The organism is Pseudescherichia sp. (assembly GCF_031987975.1).
GTDB lineage: Bacteria > Pseudomonadota > Gammaproteobacteria > Enterobacterales > Enterobacteriaceae > Pseudescherichia.
Genome location: NZ_DALZYX010000011.1, coordinates 86011 through 100767 on the forward strand (window position 1 = coordinate 86011; position 14757 = coordinate 100767).

Here is a 14757-nt window from a genome sequence, read left to right on the forward strand (position 1 = left end):
ACAATACTGCAAGGAATACACATGTTAACCGCCATTACGCGGCTGTTCCCCCTGTGGGCGCTGCTGCTCTCTGTTCTCGCGTATTATACCCCCACCACCTTCACTCCTATCGGGCCGTGGGTGACCACGCTGCTGATGCTGATCATGTTTGGCATGGGCGTGCACCTGAAGCTTGATGACTTCAAACGCGTTCTGTCGCGCCCGGCTCCCGTCGCGGCGGGTACCTTTCTCCACTACCTGGTGATGCCCCTCGCCGCCTGGCTGCTGGCGACGCTCTTTAAGATGCCGCCGGATCTCTCTGCCGGAATGGTGCTGGTAGGCAGCGTCGCCAGCGGTACGGCTTCCAACGTCATGATCTACCTGGCCAAAGGGGACGTGGCGCTATCGGTAACCATCTCGTCGGTCTCCACGTTGGTGGGCGTGATAGCAACGCCGCTGCTAACCCGCCTCTACGTGGATGCGCACATTCAGGTGGATGTGATGGGAATGCTGCTCAGCATTCTGCAAATTGTGGTGATCCCGATTGGCCTGGGGCTGATTGTTCACCACCTCTTCCCGCGCCTGGTGAAGGCGGTAGAGCCATATCTGCCAGCCTTTTCGATGGTCTGCATTCTGGCGATCATCAGCGCGGTAGTGGCTGGCTCTGCCGCACACATCGCCTCCGTCGGCTTCATGGTGATTATCGCGGTGATCCTGCACAATACCATCGGCCTGCTGAGCGGCTACTGGGGCGGTAAGCTGTTTGGCTTTGACGAATCCACCTGCCGGACGCTGGCGATTGAGGTAGGGATGCAGAACTCAGGCCTCGCCGCCGCGCTGGGTAAGATCTACTTCTCACCGCTGGCCGCCCTGCCTGGCGCGCTCTTCTCGGTCTGGCACAACCTCTCCGGCTCGCTGTTGGCGGGTTACTGGTCGGGCAAACCGCTTGATAAGCAGAAAAGAAGAGAGGCGGTGAAAGAGAGTTAATTCGCTTCGCGCCGGGTCAGGCATGCTTTACACTGAAGCCTCTTCTACAGGAGGCTTCAGCGATGGCTACACCCAGACTGACTCAAAAAGATATGACGGAGAGCGAGCAGCGCGAGCTGAAAACCCTGCTGGATCGCGCCCGTATCGCCCATGGACGTACCCTGACCAATGCCGAAACCAACCAGGTTAAAAAAGAGTACATCGACAAGCTGATGGCGCTACGTGAAGCCGAGGCGAAAAAAGCCCGCAAGTTAAAAAAAGAGCAGGCTTATAAACCCGATGCAGAGACGACCTTCTCATGGTCAGCCAACACCTCAACCCGGGGCAGGCGCTAATTAGCGCCCTTTCTTTTTACGTCCCGGCTGGGTAAAGCGTTTCCCGGCCGGCTTACCGCGCCCTTTCTCTTCGCTCTGCGGTGCCTTCACTACCGGTCTTTTGACCGCTGGGGTTTTCGGTTTAGCCTTCGCTTTTGGCTTCGCCTCTGACGATGAGTTTTCGATCAGCTTGAACAGCTCAATCAGCTCATCGCCAGTGAGATCGCGCCACTCGCCTACCGGGATACCGGACAGGCTGACGTTCATAATGCGCGTACGTTCCAGCTTCGTAACTTCGTAACCAAAGTGTTCACACATCCGGCGGATCTGACGGTTTAAGCCCTGAACCAGCGTAATACGGAAGGCAAACGGCGCCTCTTTTTTGACTTTACACTTCTTGGTTACCGTTCCCAGAATCGGCACGCCCGCGCCCATGCCGCGAATAAACTCGTCCGTAATCGGTTTATTCACCGTGACCACATACTCTTTCTCGTGATCGTTTCCGGCCCGCAGAATTTTGTTTACCAGATCGCCGTGGTTGGTAAGGAAGATCAGCCCCTGTGAATCTTTATCCAGGCGACCAATGGGGAAAATACGGCTGCTGTGGTTAACGAAATCGACAATGTTATCTCTCTCGCTATCTTCCGTGGTGCTGACAATTCCCACCGGCTTGTTCAGCGCGATAAACACCAGATCGTCCTCTTCCCGAGGCTCGATAAGCTGGCCGTTGACCTTGACCACGTCGCCAGCGGCAACCTGATCCCCTATCCCGGCACGTTTGCCGTTGATAAAGACGTTGCCCTGCTCAATGTAGCGATCGGCTTCGCGACGCGAGCAGATCCCGCTCTCGCTGATGTATTTGTTTAGTCGGGTGGATTGTGGTGTCAGCATAGTTTCTCCTGTAAAGGCGAAATATACCCTGGGTGCCGTTTTGTGTGCCAGAGGGAAATCGGTACTGACAGTAGGCCGGATAAGCGCAGCGCCATCCGGCATCTTAATCAATACTCCGTGCGCTCCTCATCCTCATCCGGCTGCTCCAGCACGCTGTAGGCCACCGCACAGAAGAGCGAGTTGAGGCGCTTCATATCGCCCAGCAGGCCCAGATGCAGCGAACTGGTTTCAATGCTCTGTACGTTCTGCTGATGCAGACGGTCCACGTGAGCGTGGGCGTAACGGCGGTTAAGAATACGGAAACGGTGCTTGCGGCGGCGCAGGCGGCGGGCCCCCGCCATGTCGCTGGAGAAGAAGACTGACATTGCCAGCTGAAGATTACTGCGCAGCTGCTCTAGCAGGCTATCCAGTTCGTTAAGGCCCTCTACGGAGAAGGCTCGCCGGGCGGCCAGCGACTTATCAGCAATCTCGCTGCCCATCCGCTCGATTATGTCTGATGCCTGCTCGAGGTTGAGCGACATCTCAATAATCTCCGCCCAGCGCCGCGACTCCTCGTCAGCCAGCTCATCTTTCGGCATCCGCGCCAGATAGAGCTTAATGGCGGTATAGAGCACGTTGATGTCATCGGCGATCTTGCGCAGCTCTTTCTCCTCGCGCGGCTCGCCATGCATAATCTTCTTCAGGCCATCGAGCATCTGCTCCATGGCGTCACCCATGCGCAGCGACTCGCGGGCGGCGTTAGCCAGCGCCAGCGTCGGCGTATCCAGCGCCGAGGTATCGAGATGCTTCGGCTTCAGGCGCATATCCAGCTCAGGCTCGTCGCGGATCAGCCGCTCGCACAGGCGGGCCATCGGCCCGGCAAAGGGCACCATCATGAGGCAGCGGATCAGGTTGTAGAAAACGTGGAAGTAGATGACCAGCTCCGCATCCGGCAGCGGTAGCCTGTCCAGCACCTCTGCCAGCGGATGAACAAAGGGAAGGATCAGCAGGCTGCCCACCAGCTTAAACAGCAGGCTGCCCATTGCAACACGGCGTGCAGCGGCGCTGCTGGCGCTGTTATTCAGCACCGCCAGCAGACCCGAGCCAAGGTTGGCACCAATCACCAGGCACAGCGCCACCGGAAACGAGATGATCCCCGCCGCGGTCAGCGTTGCGGTCAGCAGCACCGCCGCAAGGCTTGAGTAGCTGATGATGGCAAAGACCGCGCCAATCAACGCATCCAGCATGATATCGCCGGTCAGCGAGGCGAAAATGACTTTGACGCCGCTGGCCTGGGTTATCGGCGTCACGGCCTGCACAATAAGCTCGAGCGCCAGCAGGATCAGCCCAAGGCCGATGCTGACGCGCCCGAGCTGCCCAACGCGGGACTGCTTGCGCCCGAGGAAGAAGATAACACCAAGAAAAATCAGTAGCGGCGAGAGCCAGGAGAGATCGAAGGTAAGCACCCGCGCCATCAGCGCGGTACCGACGTCTGCCCCCAGTACAATCACCAGCGCCGGGGTCAGGGCCACCAGATCCTGCGCCACAAAGGAGGTGACCAACATGGTGGTGGCATTGCTGCTCTGCACCAGCGCGGTGACGCCAATGCCCGCGCAGAAGGCCAGCGGTTTTTTCTCCACGCTGCGGCCCAGCACGGTACGCAAACGCGCGCCAAAAACGCGCATCACGCCAGTACGTACGATATGCGTGCCCCAGACCAGCAGCGCAACGGCAGAAAGCAGGTGTAGCAACGTCAGCACGGATTTATGATCCTCTTTGTTTTCTCCTGTAATAAGAGCTTAACGTAAATCAGTCCGCATCGTAGCCGAGATTCGGCGCTAACCAGCGCTCAACCTCACTGACGCTCATTCCTTTCCGCTGGGCGTAATCTTCGACCTGGTCACGCTGGATCTGCGCCACGGCAAAGTACTTGCTGTCCGGGTGGCTGAAGTACCAGCCGGAAACAGACGCGCCGGGCCACATGGCGAAGGATTCGGTCAGCTTCATGCCGGTGTGTTTCTCAACGTCCAGCAGCGCCCAGATGGTGCCCTTCTCCGTATGCTCCGGACAGGCCGGGTAGCCTGGTGCAGGGCGGATCCCCTGATAGTTTTCGCGGATCAGCTCCTCGTTGCTGAGGTTCTCATTCGGGGCATAGCCCCAGTAGACCTTACGCACACGCTCGTGCAGATACTCTGCAAACGCCTCTGCCAGGCGATCGGCGATCGCCTTCACCATGATCTTGTTGTAGTCGTCGTGCTGAGCATCATAGGTCTCGGCCAACGCATCCTCCTCCAGCCCGCCGGTGACGGCAAACGCGCCGATGTAGTCCTCTTTGCCGCTCAGCTTCGGCGCGATGAAATCCGCCAGGCAGTAGTTAGCAAAGCCCACCTTTTCGGTCTGCTGTCGCAGATGACGTGAAACCGTCAGCACCTGGGTGCGGGAAGGGTCGCGGTAGATCTCCACGTCATCGCCGACGCGGTTGGCCGGGAACAACCCCACCACGCCGCGCGGGTTAAGACGTTTCTCCGCGCTGAGCAGGTCGAGCATCTCGTTCGCATCCTTAAACAGGCGCTTCGCCTCCTCGCCAACAATCTCATCTTCCAGAATGCGCGGATATTTACCCGCCAGCGACCAGGTCATAAAGAACGGCGTCCAGTCGATGTAGTTGCGCAGCGTCTCAATGCTGGCGGTCACCTCCTGTACGCCCAGGCGATGGGCCACAGGTGGGGTGTAACTCTCCCAGTCGAAGGCCAGATCGTTCTCCCGCGCTGCCTGCAACGTTACCGGCGGCGTGCGCGGCTTTTTGCGCCCGTGCTGGATACGCACGGTCTCATACTCTTTGCGGATGCGAGCCACGAAGTCGTCCCGCTGGGTCGCCGACAGCAGCGCGGACACTACGCCTACCGTGCGCGACGCGTTCTGCACGTACACCGTTGGGCCGCTGTAGTTCTGCTCGATTTTCACCGCCGTATGCGCTTTCGAGGTGGTTGCCCCGCCAATCAGCAGCGGAATGGTAAAGCCCTGGCGCTCCATCTCTTTCGCCACGTTGACCATCTCATCCAGCGAGGGAGTGATCAGCCCCGAGAGGCCAATCAGGTCAGCATTCACTTCCCGAGCGGTTTTCAGGATTTTATCCGTCGGCACCATCACGCCCAGATCGACAATCTCGTAGTTATTACACTGCAATACCACGCCAACGATGTTTTTACCGATGTCATGCACGTCGCCCTTCACGGTGGCAATCACCATCTTGCCGTTGCTGGAGCCTTTCTCTTTGCTGGCTTCGATAAAGGGTTCGAGATAGGCCACCGCCTGCTTCATCACGCGGGCGGATTTCACCACCTGCGGCAGGAACATTTTCCCCTCGCCAAAGAGATCGCCCACCACGTTCATGCCGTCCATTAGCGGCCCTTCAATCACCTGAATAGGGCGCTCGGCCTGCTGGCGCGCCTCTTCGGTATCTTCCTCAATAAACTCGGTGATGCCTTTAACCAGCGAGTATTCGAGACGCTTTTTGACGTCCCAGGAGCGCCACTCCGCCTGCTGGGCGTTCGCGCTATCGTCGCTCTTGCTGCCTTTGTATTTCTCAGCCAGATCCAACAGGCGCTCGGTACTGTCATCCCGACGGTTAAGGATCACATCCTCTACCGCATCGCGTAGCTCGGCGGGCAGATCGTCATAGATGGCCAGCTGTCCGGCGTTGACGATCCCCATATCCATTCCGTTGCGGATGGCGTAGTAGAGAAAGACGGCGTGGATCGCCTCACGAACCGGATCGTTGCCGCGGAAGGAGAACGAGACGTTGGAGACGCCGCCGGAGATCAGCGCATGCGGCAGCTCGCGTTTGATGTCTTCACACGCGCCGATAAAGTCCTGGGCGTAGTTGTTATGCTCTTCGATACCCGTTGCTACGGCAAAGATGTTGGGGTCGAAGATGATATCTTCCGGTGGGAAACCGACATCTTTGGTAAGAATGTTGTAGGCCCGGCGGCAGATCTCAATCTTCCGCGCTCGCGTGTCGGCCTGGCCCACTTCATCAAAGGCCATCACCACCATCGCGGCCCCGTAACGGCGCACCAGCTTCGCATGGTGAACGAAGGCCTCCACGCCCTCCTTCATCGAAATGGAGTTAACGATGCCTTTGCCCTGGATGCACTTCAGTCCTTTCTCGATGACCTCCCACTTGGAGGAGTCGATCATGATCGGCACCCGGGCGATGTCCGGCTCGCCGGCAATCAGGTTGAGGAATTTGACCATCGCCGCCTCGGCGTCGAGCATCCCCTCATCCATGTTGATATCGATAATCTGCGCGCCGTTCTCCACCTGCTGGCGGGCCACGTCCAGCGCCTCGCTGTACTTCTCTTCTTTAATCAGGCGCTTGAATTTTGCCGAGCCGGTAACGTTGGTACGCTCACCGACGTTAACAAACAGGCTATCGTCGCCGATGTTCAGCGGCTCCAGCCCTGCCAGACGGCAGGCTACAGGCAGCTCGGGAAGCTGACGCGGCGGCAGCCCTTCCACGGCGCGGCTCATGGCGGCGATGTGCTCCGGGGTCGTGCCGCAGCAGCCACCCACAATGTTCAGGAAGCCCGCTTCGGCCCACTCGCGGATCTGCGCGGCCATCGGCCCGGCGTCAAGATCGTATTCGCCAAAGGCGTTGGGCAGCCCGGCGTTCGGGTGAGCAGTGACGTAGCACTCGGCGATGCGCGATAGCTCCTGCACGTACTGGCGCAGCTCATCCGGTCCCAGGGCGCAGTTCAGCCCGAAGGTGAGCGCATCGGCGTGGCGAAGTGAGTTGTAGAACGCCTCGGTAGTCTGCCCGGAGAGCGTGCGTCCGGAGGCGTCGGTGATGGTACCGGAGATCATGATCGGCAGCTCAATGCCTAGCGCCTCGAACTCCGCTTTCACCGCAAAAATTGCCGCTTTGGCGTTGAGCGTATCGAAGATGGTTTCGATAAGGATCAGGTCGCTGCCGCCCTCCACCAGCGCCCGGGTAGACTCCCGGTACGCCGCGACCAGCTGGTCGAAGGTGACGTTGCGGTAGGCCGGATCGTTAACGTCCGGGGAGATAGAGGCGGTGCGGTTGGTTGGACCAAGCACCCCGGCTACGTAGCGCGGCTTATCCGGCGTGCGAGCGGTCCACTCATCGGCACAGGCGCGGGCCAGTTTCGCAGCGGCAAGGTTGATCTCTGCCGACAGCGACTCCATCTGGTAGTCCGCCATCGCAATCGTTGTCGAGTTAAAGGTGTTGGTTTCAACGATATCCGCCCCCGCCGCAAAATAGGCGTCGTGGATCGCGGAGATGACTTCCGGCTTGCTGAGCACCAGCAGGTCGTTGTTTCCTTTGAGATCGCAGGGCCAGTCGGCGAAACGCTCGCCGCGAAAATCCTGCTCGCTCAGACGATAGCCCTGGATCATGGTGCCCATGCCCCCATCCAGAACCAGAATACGCTCTTTTAACTGCTGATGCAGTTGGTCAACTTTGCTGCTCACACGTGCTCCCGACAACGCTCAACCAGGCCAGAAAGGCCAGCAGGACATACTGGCATAAAGCCAGCAGGTGGAAAAGAGAGCAACGCGAAACATGAGAGATGTTCACCTGAACTCATCCGATCAGTCTAATGGCAGGTTGCATTATAATCAGATAAAACGAAAATGATTTCCACGATACAGAAAAGGAGTTGGCCATGGTGGCTTCCGTACCCGCGAAACGCGGCAAAAAACCCCGTACCGCCGCCGCCGCGGCCACCCCGCCCGCGACCGGACAAGTGCAGTCCTTGACCCGCGGCCTGAAGCTGCTGGAGTGGATCGCTGAGTCTTCCGGCAGCGTGGCGCTGACCGAACTGGCCCAGCAGGCTGGTCTGCCTAACTCGACTACCCACCGTTTGCTGACAACCATGCAGCAGCTGGGCTTTGTCCGTCAGGTGGGCGAGCTGGGCCATTGGGCAATTGGCGCGCATGCGTTTGTTATTGGTGCCAGCTTCCTGCAGAGCCGCAATCTGCTGGCCATTGTGCACCCGATCCTGCGCAGGCTGATGGAGGATTCTGGAGAGACGGTCAACCTGGCGGTGCTCGACCAGAACGATCACCAGGCCATCATTATTGATCAGGTGCAGTGTACCCAGCTAATGCGTATGTCTGCCCCTATCGGCGGCAAGCTCCCGATGCACGCCTCCGGCGCGGGAAAAGCCTTCCTCGCGCAGCTGGAGGAGGATCAGGTTACCGGGCTACTGCATCGCCAGGGGCTGCATACCTATACCCACGCCACGCTGGTCTCGCCGCTGCACCTGAAAGAGGATCTGGCCCTGACCCGCAAGCGCGGCTACTCCTTTGACGATGAGGAGCACGCGCTGGGCCTGCGCTGCGTGGCGGCCTGTATCTACGATGAGCATCGCCAGCCTTTTGCGGCCATCTCTATCTCCGGGCCGATCTCGCGTATCACCGACGATCGCGTCACCGAGCTGGGGGCGTTAGCGATCAAGGCAGCGAAAGAGGTGACGCTGGCCTATGGCGGGAGCCGTTAAACCGCACGCTGAAACGCTGCCGCCTGCGGTAGGCGTAGACATCCTCCACGTGGCCCTCTCTGATGCGCGTTTGCAGCGAGCGCCAGTAGCTGGCGCGGAACAGATCCGCGTGCATCTCCTCAAAGAGCGGCCCGATTCGGGGGTCGGCGCAGAGCCAGTGGCGAAACTCTTCCGGAAAGACATCCCCCGGTGACACGCTGTACCACGGCTCGGCGCTTAGCTCATCCTCCGGGTAGCGCGGCGCGGGAACGTCGCGAAAGTTTACCTCGGTCATGTAGCAGATCTCATCGTAGTCATAGAACACCACCCGCCCGTGGCGCGTCACGCCAAAGTTTTTAAACAGCATGTCGCCGGGAAAAATATTGGCGGCCGCTAGCTGGCGAATGGCGTTGCCGTACTCTTCAATAGCATCCCGCAGCGGCTGGCCGTCAACCTGCTCTAGCCAGATATTAAGCGGCACCATGCGTCGTTCGATATAGAGATGGCTGATGGAAATGCTGTCGCCCAGATCGGTAATCTTCCCCGCCGCCTCCGTCATCAACAGAGTCATCAGCGCAGGCGCAATCTGCCGCTTCTCCAGCACAAAGTTTTCAAATTCCTGGGTATCGGCCATTCTCCCGACGCGATCGTGCTCTTTTACCAGCTGGTAACAGGCGCGTACGTGCGCGGCGCTCATCTCCTTCTGCGGGGCAAAGCGATCCTTGATTACCTTGAAGACCCGATCGAAACCCGGCAGCGTAAAGACCAGCATCACCATGCCGCGAATGCCCGGCGCTTCAATGAATTGCTCGTCGCTGCTGGCGATGTAGTGCAGATACTCCCGGTAGCTCTCGGTTTTGCCATGCTTCTGGCAACCAATCGCCATATAAAGCTCAGCGGTGGTTTTACCCGGCAGGATCTCCCGCAGCCACTCCACCGTTGCGGCGGGCAGCGGGGCATAAACCATAAAGTAGGATCGGGCGAAGCCGAAGACGATGCTAGCCTCGTCGTGCGTGGTCAGACAGGCATCGACAAAAAGCTCGCCCTCATCGCTGCGGTGGATCGGCAGTAAAAAGGGAACCGTACTGCCGGACAGGATAAGCTTGCCCACCAGCCAGGCGGCTTTATTGCGGTAGAAAAGCTCGTTTGCCACCTGTAAATGTGCGTGCGCCAGCGCCGCGTCGCCAACGCTCTCCGCCAGCTGCGTGAAGATATAGCCCACGTCGCGAGCGCGATCCTGCCACGGCAGACGCAGGGGGAGATCGGCAAGCAGCTTAGTCAGTAGCGCTTCCCAGCCGCCGGTGGGATAAAAGTCTTTTGCCAGCGGACGAGGAATGGTGCGAAAGCGGCGCTCGGGCTGGGAGCTAAAAATAAATAGCCGTTCAGGGGTTAAGGCCCGGTGATCGAATAGCCGACAGTAGACCGAGTTGAAAAAGCTTTCGGCAATTTCGAAGCGCGGATAGTCCGGCAGCAGCTGAGTATAGTGCGCCTTTACCCGCAGCAAATAATCTGCGTCAAGGCGTCGGCCCTCGGTAATACAGCGCAGCTGCTCGACCACCAGCCCAACATGGTGGTCATAAAGATGGATGCGGCTTTTCATCGCCTGCTGGACAGCATGCCAGTCCGCCTGCTCAAAGCGCTGCTGCGCGCCAGCGGTAATCTCCAGAAAGCGACCGTACTGGGCATCAAAACCCTGGAGGATAGTTTGGGCGATCAACAGCTCTCGGCCACGCGTCATAGTGTGTCCTCTGTAAGCCCGGACGCTGCCGGGCATCAGAACAATTAGAACTGCTGCTCTTCCGTCGATCCGGTCAGCGCGGTCACCGAGGATGTGCCACCCTGAATGATCGTCGTCACCCTGTCGAAATAGCCGGTTCCCACCTCCTGCTGATGGGAGACAAAGGTGTAGCCCTCCTTCGCTGCGGCAAACTCCGGCTGCTGAACCTTCTCGACGTAGTGTTTCATTCCCTCTCCCTGCGCGTAGGCATGAGCAAGGTCGAACATGTTGAACCACATACTGTGGATGCCTGCCAGGGTAATAAACTGATACTTATAGCCCATCTCCGCAAGCTGCTGCTGGAAGCTGGCAATGGTGTCGTCGTCCAGGTTCTTCTGCCAGTTGAATGACGGCGAGCAGTTGTAGGCCAGCAGCTTGCCAGGGAATTGGGCATGGATGGCGTCGGCAAAGCGCCGGGCCTGCTCCAGATCCGGCGTCGAAGTTTCACACCAGACCAGGTCAGCATAGGGGGCGTAGGCCAGACCGCGGCTAATAGCCTGCTCTATGCCAGCGCGGGTGCGGTAGAACCCTTCGCTGGTGCGCTCGCCGGTAATAAACTCGCGATCGTACTCATCGCAGTCAGAGGTGATCAGGTCCGCCGCATCGGCATCGGTACGGGCGATCAGCAGCGTCGGCACGCCCATGACGTCCGCTGCCAGCCTGGCCGCTACCAGCTTCTGGATAGCCTCCTGCGTAGGAACCAGCACTTTACCGCCCATATGGCCGCACTTTTTCACCGAAGCCAATTGATCCTCAAAGTGCACCGCCGCCGCGCCCGCTTCAATCATCGACTTCATCAGCTCAAAGGCGTTCAGCACGCCGCCAAAGCCTGCTTCGGCATCGGCGACGATCGGCAGAAAGTAGTCCACGTAGCGCGGATCCTTTGGATCGATCCCCGCTGACCACTGGATCTGATCCGCCCGTCGAAACGTGTTGTTGATCCGATCCACCACCGCCGGAACCGAATTGGCCGGGTAGAGAGACTGATCAGGATACATGCTGGAGGCGAGGTTCGCATCCGCCGCCACCTGCCAGCCGGAGAGATAAATGGCCTCAATCCCCGCCTTCGCCTGCTGCAATGCCTGCCCACCGGTCAGCGCACCGAGGCTGTTGATGTAGCCTTTTTTCGATTCACCATGCAGCAGACGCCACATTTTCGCTGCGCCAAGCTGCGCCAGGGTGCACTCCGGATTCACCGAGCCGCGCAGTTTTACCACCTCTTCCGCGCTGTACGGGCGGGTAATGCCCTCCCAGCGTGCGGTTTGCCACTCTTGCTGTAACGCTTCTGTTTGTTGGGTACGAGTTTTCATGGCTGTGCTCCACTGTTTTTATTAGGCTAAGAGGCGGTAACCCGGCAGGGTCAGGAAGTCGATCAGGTCGTCAGAGGTGGTGATCTGCTCCATCAGGCGGGCGGCGTCCGCAAAGCGCCCGTGGCTGAACCGGTGCTCGCCCAGCTCCTGCTGGATCACCTGCATCTCCTCGCCGAGCATCTCGCGGAACAGCGCTTTGGTCACCGGCGTACCGTTGCTGAGCGTCTTTTGATGATGGATCCACTGCCAGATAGAGGTGCGGGAGATCTCCGCCGTTGCGGCGTCCTCCATCAGGCCATAGATTGGCACGCAGCCGTTGCCGGAGATCCACGCTTCGATGTACTGAACCGCAACACGGATATTGGCGCGCATCCCCTCTTCCGTGCGTTCACCGTCGCAGGGCGCAAGCAGCTCATCGGCAGTAATCGGCGCGTCCTCCTCTCGGGTAACAAAGAGCTGGTTTTTGTTGTCACCCAGCGCGGCATCAAAGATTTCCATTACCGTATCGCCCAGACCGGGATGGGCAATCCAGGTGCCGTCATGGCCGTTTTTCGCCTCCAGCTCTTTATCCGCCCTCACCTTATTCAGCACCCAGCTATTACGCTCGCTCTCTTTGCTGGGAATAAACGCCGCCATGCCGCCCATCGCAAACGCACCGCGCCGATGACAGGTCTTAATCAGCAGACGCGAGTAGGCGTTAAGGAAAGGCTTATCCATGGTGACCGCCTGACGATCGGGCAGCACGCGATCGGGGTAGTTTTTTAAGGTTTTAATGTAGCTAAAAATGTAGTCCCAGCGGCCGCAGTTGAGGCCCACGATGTGATCCTTCAGGGCGTGGAGGATCTCATCCATCTGGAAGACCGCTGGCAACGTTTCAATCAGCAGGGTGGCTTTGATTGTGCCGCGCGGCAGGTTGAAGCGATCTTCCGTATAGCTAAAGACTTCGCTCCACCAGGCTGCCTCCTGCCAGGCCTGAGTTTTGGGCAGATAGAAGTAGGGACCGCTGCCCTTTGCCAGTAGGTTTTTGTGGTTGTGGAAGAAGTAGAGGGCAAAATCAAACAGGCTGCCGGGGATCGCCTCATCGCGCCAGGTTACGTGCTTTTCCGGCAGGTGCAGACCGCGAACCCGACAGATCAGTACCGCCGGATCGGGCTTGAGCTGATAGATCTTTCCGGCTTCGTTGGTATAGCTGATGGTGCCGTTAACCGCATCGCGCAGGTTGATCTGCCCGTCGATCACCTTCTGCCAGTTGGGTGCCAGCGAGTCCTCAAAATCTGCCATGAAGACTTTGACGTTGGCATTCAGGGCATTGATTACCATCTTGCGCTCGACCGGCCCGGTGATCTCCACCCGGCGATCCTGCAGGTCAGCTGGAATACCGCGAATTTTCCAGTCGCCCGCCCGTATGGAAGCCGTTTCCGAAATAAAATCTGGAAGCGTACCGCCATCGATTGCCTGCTGCTGCTGGATACGGGCAGCAAGCAGCTTATTGCGGGCTGGCGTAAATTGGGTCACCAGATCGGTAAGAAATGCGGTGGCCTCTGGGGTCAGAATATGTTGCTCCTGCTCACCATACGGCTGGGTAAAGGTCAGTCTATCGGTAGTCGTTGCCTGTTGTGCCATAAGCTGGCTCCTCGTCGTTGATCCGAATACATCCCCATCGCGAACAAAAGATCGTGTTCAGTTTTCGTTCAGCTCCGTTAAGCCTACTCAATAAAAAATCAAAATCAAAAACAATTTCCATTTTCAATTTAAAAATAATGCAATGTACTGATAAATGACGAGTTAAAGTTGAAGTGAACTGTGAAGTGGTTTTCAGAAATAAAAAAAGCACCCGAAGGTGCTTTTTAGCTGGCTGAAACGCTTAATCCAACGTGGGGTTCATATGACGCAGATCGAACGGTGTGATCTGATAGACATAGTAGTTAAGCCAGTTAGTAAACAGCAGGTTGCCGTGACTGCGCCAGGTGGCACGCGGCGTGTTCTGCGGATCGTCCTTCGGGAAGTAGTTATACGGCACAACCGGGTCAAGACCGGCTTCAACATCGCGGAAATACTCCCCTGCCAGGGTATTGGCATCATATTCAGGGTGACCGGTAACAAAGGCGATGCGTTTATCTTTGCTGGCAAACAGATAGGCATCGCCTTCACTCGTTTCAGCAAGAATGTCGAGATCGGTATAGTCACGGATCAGCGCCGAGGGGAAATCGGCATAGCGCGAATGCGGCGCAAGAAATGAGTCGTCAAAGCCTCGGGTTAACAGCGCATGCTGCTGGGTAATATTGTGTTCATATACGCCGGAGAGTTTGTCTTTGCGGGTCTGCTTGGGGATTCCATAGAGGATATTGAGAGCGGCCTGTACGGCCCAACAGACAAACAGCGTTGAGGTGACGTGATCCTTCGCCCACTCCAGCACCTGCTTGATCTGCGGCCAGTAGGCGACGTCGTTAAACTCAACCAGCCCCAGCGGTGCGCCAGTGACGATCAGGCCATCGAAGTTCTCTTCGCTGATCTCATCGAAGTTACAGTAGAAGTTATTCAGATGCTCAGCAGGCGTATTGCGTGATTCACGCGCATCGATACGCAGCAGGCGAACATCCACCTGCAGGGGTGAGTTAGAGAGCAATCGCAGGAACTGGTTTTCCGTTTCGATTTTCTTGGGCATCAGGTTGAGGATAAGCACCTTCAGAGGGCGTATCTCCTGTCCTGTCGCACGTGATGTCGTCATAACAAAGACGTTTTCATCTCGCAAGAAATTGACGGCTGGCAGCTCGTCCTGCACCCGAATCGGCATAACCTTATTACCTCACAGCATACGTTTAAACGTTTAGACATCCAGATAGCTGACAATAACCAGGAATGAGCAAAATGTCGAGCCTGCATGTTCCAGGTGAGAAAGTTTCAAGAAGGATAGAGAAAAAATCAAAGCAAAAAACCCCGCACCTTTCGGTACGGGGTTCTTTTGTTTGATGCCTGGCAGTTCCCTACTCTCGCATGGGGAGACCCCACACTACCAT

At 57.9% G+C, this 14757-nt stretch carries 10 protein-coding genes; 3 read left to right on the forward strand and 7 right to left on the reverse strand.

The features are described from left to right. Positions 1–21: 21 nt before the first annotated feature. Positions 22–966 carry a ketopantoate/pantoate/pantothenate transporter PanS gene (panS, locus tag RTN40_RS18405; RefSeq protein ID WP_312229731.1) on the forward strand — a complete coding sequence of 315 codons (945 nt, stop codon included), beginning with the start codon at positions 22–24 and terminating at the stop codon, positions 964–966. Between the two features lie 62 nt (positions 967–1028). Next, on the forward strand, positions 1029–1301 hold the full coding sequence (locus RTN40_RS18410; protein WP_312229732.1) for a DUF3811 domain-containing protein: 273 nt from the start codon (positions 1029–1031) through the stop codon (positions 1299–1301). Here RTN40_RS18410 and rluF read toward each other — a convergent pair whose 3' ends face one another. The 3 genes from rluF to metH form a co-directional block, all read right to left on the reverse strand. Then, positions 1302–2171 (reverse strand): 23S rRNA pseudouridine(2604) synthase RluF, encoded by an 870-nt coding sequence (gene rluF, locus RTN40_RS18415; protein WP_312229733.1) that lies wholly within the window; start codon positions 2169–2171, stop codon positions 1302–1304. It abuts the gene before it with no gap. Positions 2172–2278: 107 nt separating this feature from the next. After that, positions 2279–3910, reverse strand: a complete 1632-nt coding sequence (locus RTN40_RS18420) for a Na/Pi cotransporter family protein (RefSeq protein WP_312229734.1) — start codon at positions 3908–3910, stop codon at positions 2279–2281. 49 nt (positions 3911–3959) lie between these two features. Beyond that, a complete protein-coding gene (metH, locus tag RTN40_RS18425) occupies positions 3960–7643 on the reverse strand; it encodes a methionine synthase (protein ID WP_312229735.1) in 3684 nt (1227 codons plus the stop codon). A 194-nt stretch (positions 7644–7837) separates the two neighbouring features. On the opposite strand from metH, the gene iclR reads away from it, so the two are divergent. Next, positions 7838–8674 (forward strand): glyoxylate bypass operon transcriptional repressor IclR, encoded by an 837-nt coding sequence (iclR, locus tag RTN40_RS18430; RefSeq protein ID WP_312229736.1) that lies wholly within the window; start codon positions 7838–7840, stop codon positions 8672–8674. On the opposite strand, the gene aceK is transcribed toward iclR, so the two are convergent. From aceK to metA, 4 genes are all read right to left on the reverse strand, one after another. Then, entirely contained in the window at positions 8628–10391 is a 1764-nt protein-coding gene (gene aceK / locus RTN40_RS18435; RefSeq protein ID WP_312229737.1) for a bifunctional isocitrate dehydrogenase kinase/phosphatase, read from the reverse strand. The two genes, iclR and aceK, sit on opposite strands and share 47 nt — an antisense overlap. Positions 10392–10435: 44 nt before the next feature. Then, positions 10436–11740 (reverse strand): isocitrate lyase, encoded by a 1305-nt coding sequence (gene aceA, locus RTN40_RS18440; RefSeq protein ID WP_312229738.1) that lies wholly within the window; start codon positions 11738–11740, stop codon positions 10436–10438. A 21-nt stretch (positions 11741–11761) separates the two neighbouring features. Continuing rightward, positions 11762–13363 carry a malate synthase A gene (gene aceB, locus RTN40_RS18445; protein WP_312229739.1) on the reverse strand — a complete coding sequence of 534 codons (1602 nt, stop codon included), beginning with the start codon at positions 13361–13363 and terminating at the stop codon, positions 11762–11764. 241 nt (positions 13364–13604) lie between these two features. Further along, positions 13605–14534, reverse strand: coding sequence for a homoserine O-succinyltransferase (metA, locus tag RTN40_RS18450; protein WP_312229740.1), 930 nt, complete (start codon positions 14532–14534; stop codon positions 13605–13607). Positions 14535–14757 lie beyond the last annotated feature (223 nt).

Coding starts and splice junctions, on each gene's coding strand:
- RTN40_RS18410 (WP_312229732.1), top strand. CDS start 1,029: ATGGCTACACCCAGACTGACTCAAAAAGATATGACGGAGAGCGAGCAG.
- rluF (WP_312229733.1), bottom strand. CDS start 2,171: ATGCTGACACCACAATCCACCCGACTAAACAAATACATCAGCGAGAGC.
- metA (WP_312229740.1), bottom strand. CDS start 14,534: ATGCCGATTCGGGTGCAGGACGAGCTGCCAGCCGTCAATTTCTTGCGA.
- aceB (WP_312229739.1), bottom strand. CDS start 13,363: ATGGCACAACAGGCAACGACTACCGATAGACTGACCTTTACCCAGCCG.
- aceK (WP_312229737.1), bottom strand. CDS start 10,391: ATGACGCGTGGCCGAGAGCTGTTGATCGCCCAAACTATCCTCCAGGGT.
- panS (WP_312229731.1), top strand. CDS start 22: ATGTTAACCGCCATTACGCGGCTGTTCCCCCTGTGGGCGCTGCTGCTC.
- aceA (WP_312229738.1), bottom strand. CDS start 11,740: ATGAAAACTCGTACCCAACAAACAGAAGCGTTACAGCAAGAGTGGCAA.
- iclR (WP_312229736.1), top strand. CDS start 7,838: ATGGTGGCTTCCGTACCCGCGAAACGCGGCAAAAAACCCCGTACCGCC.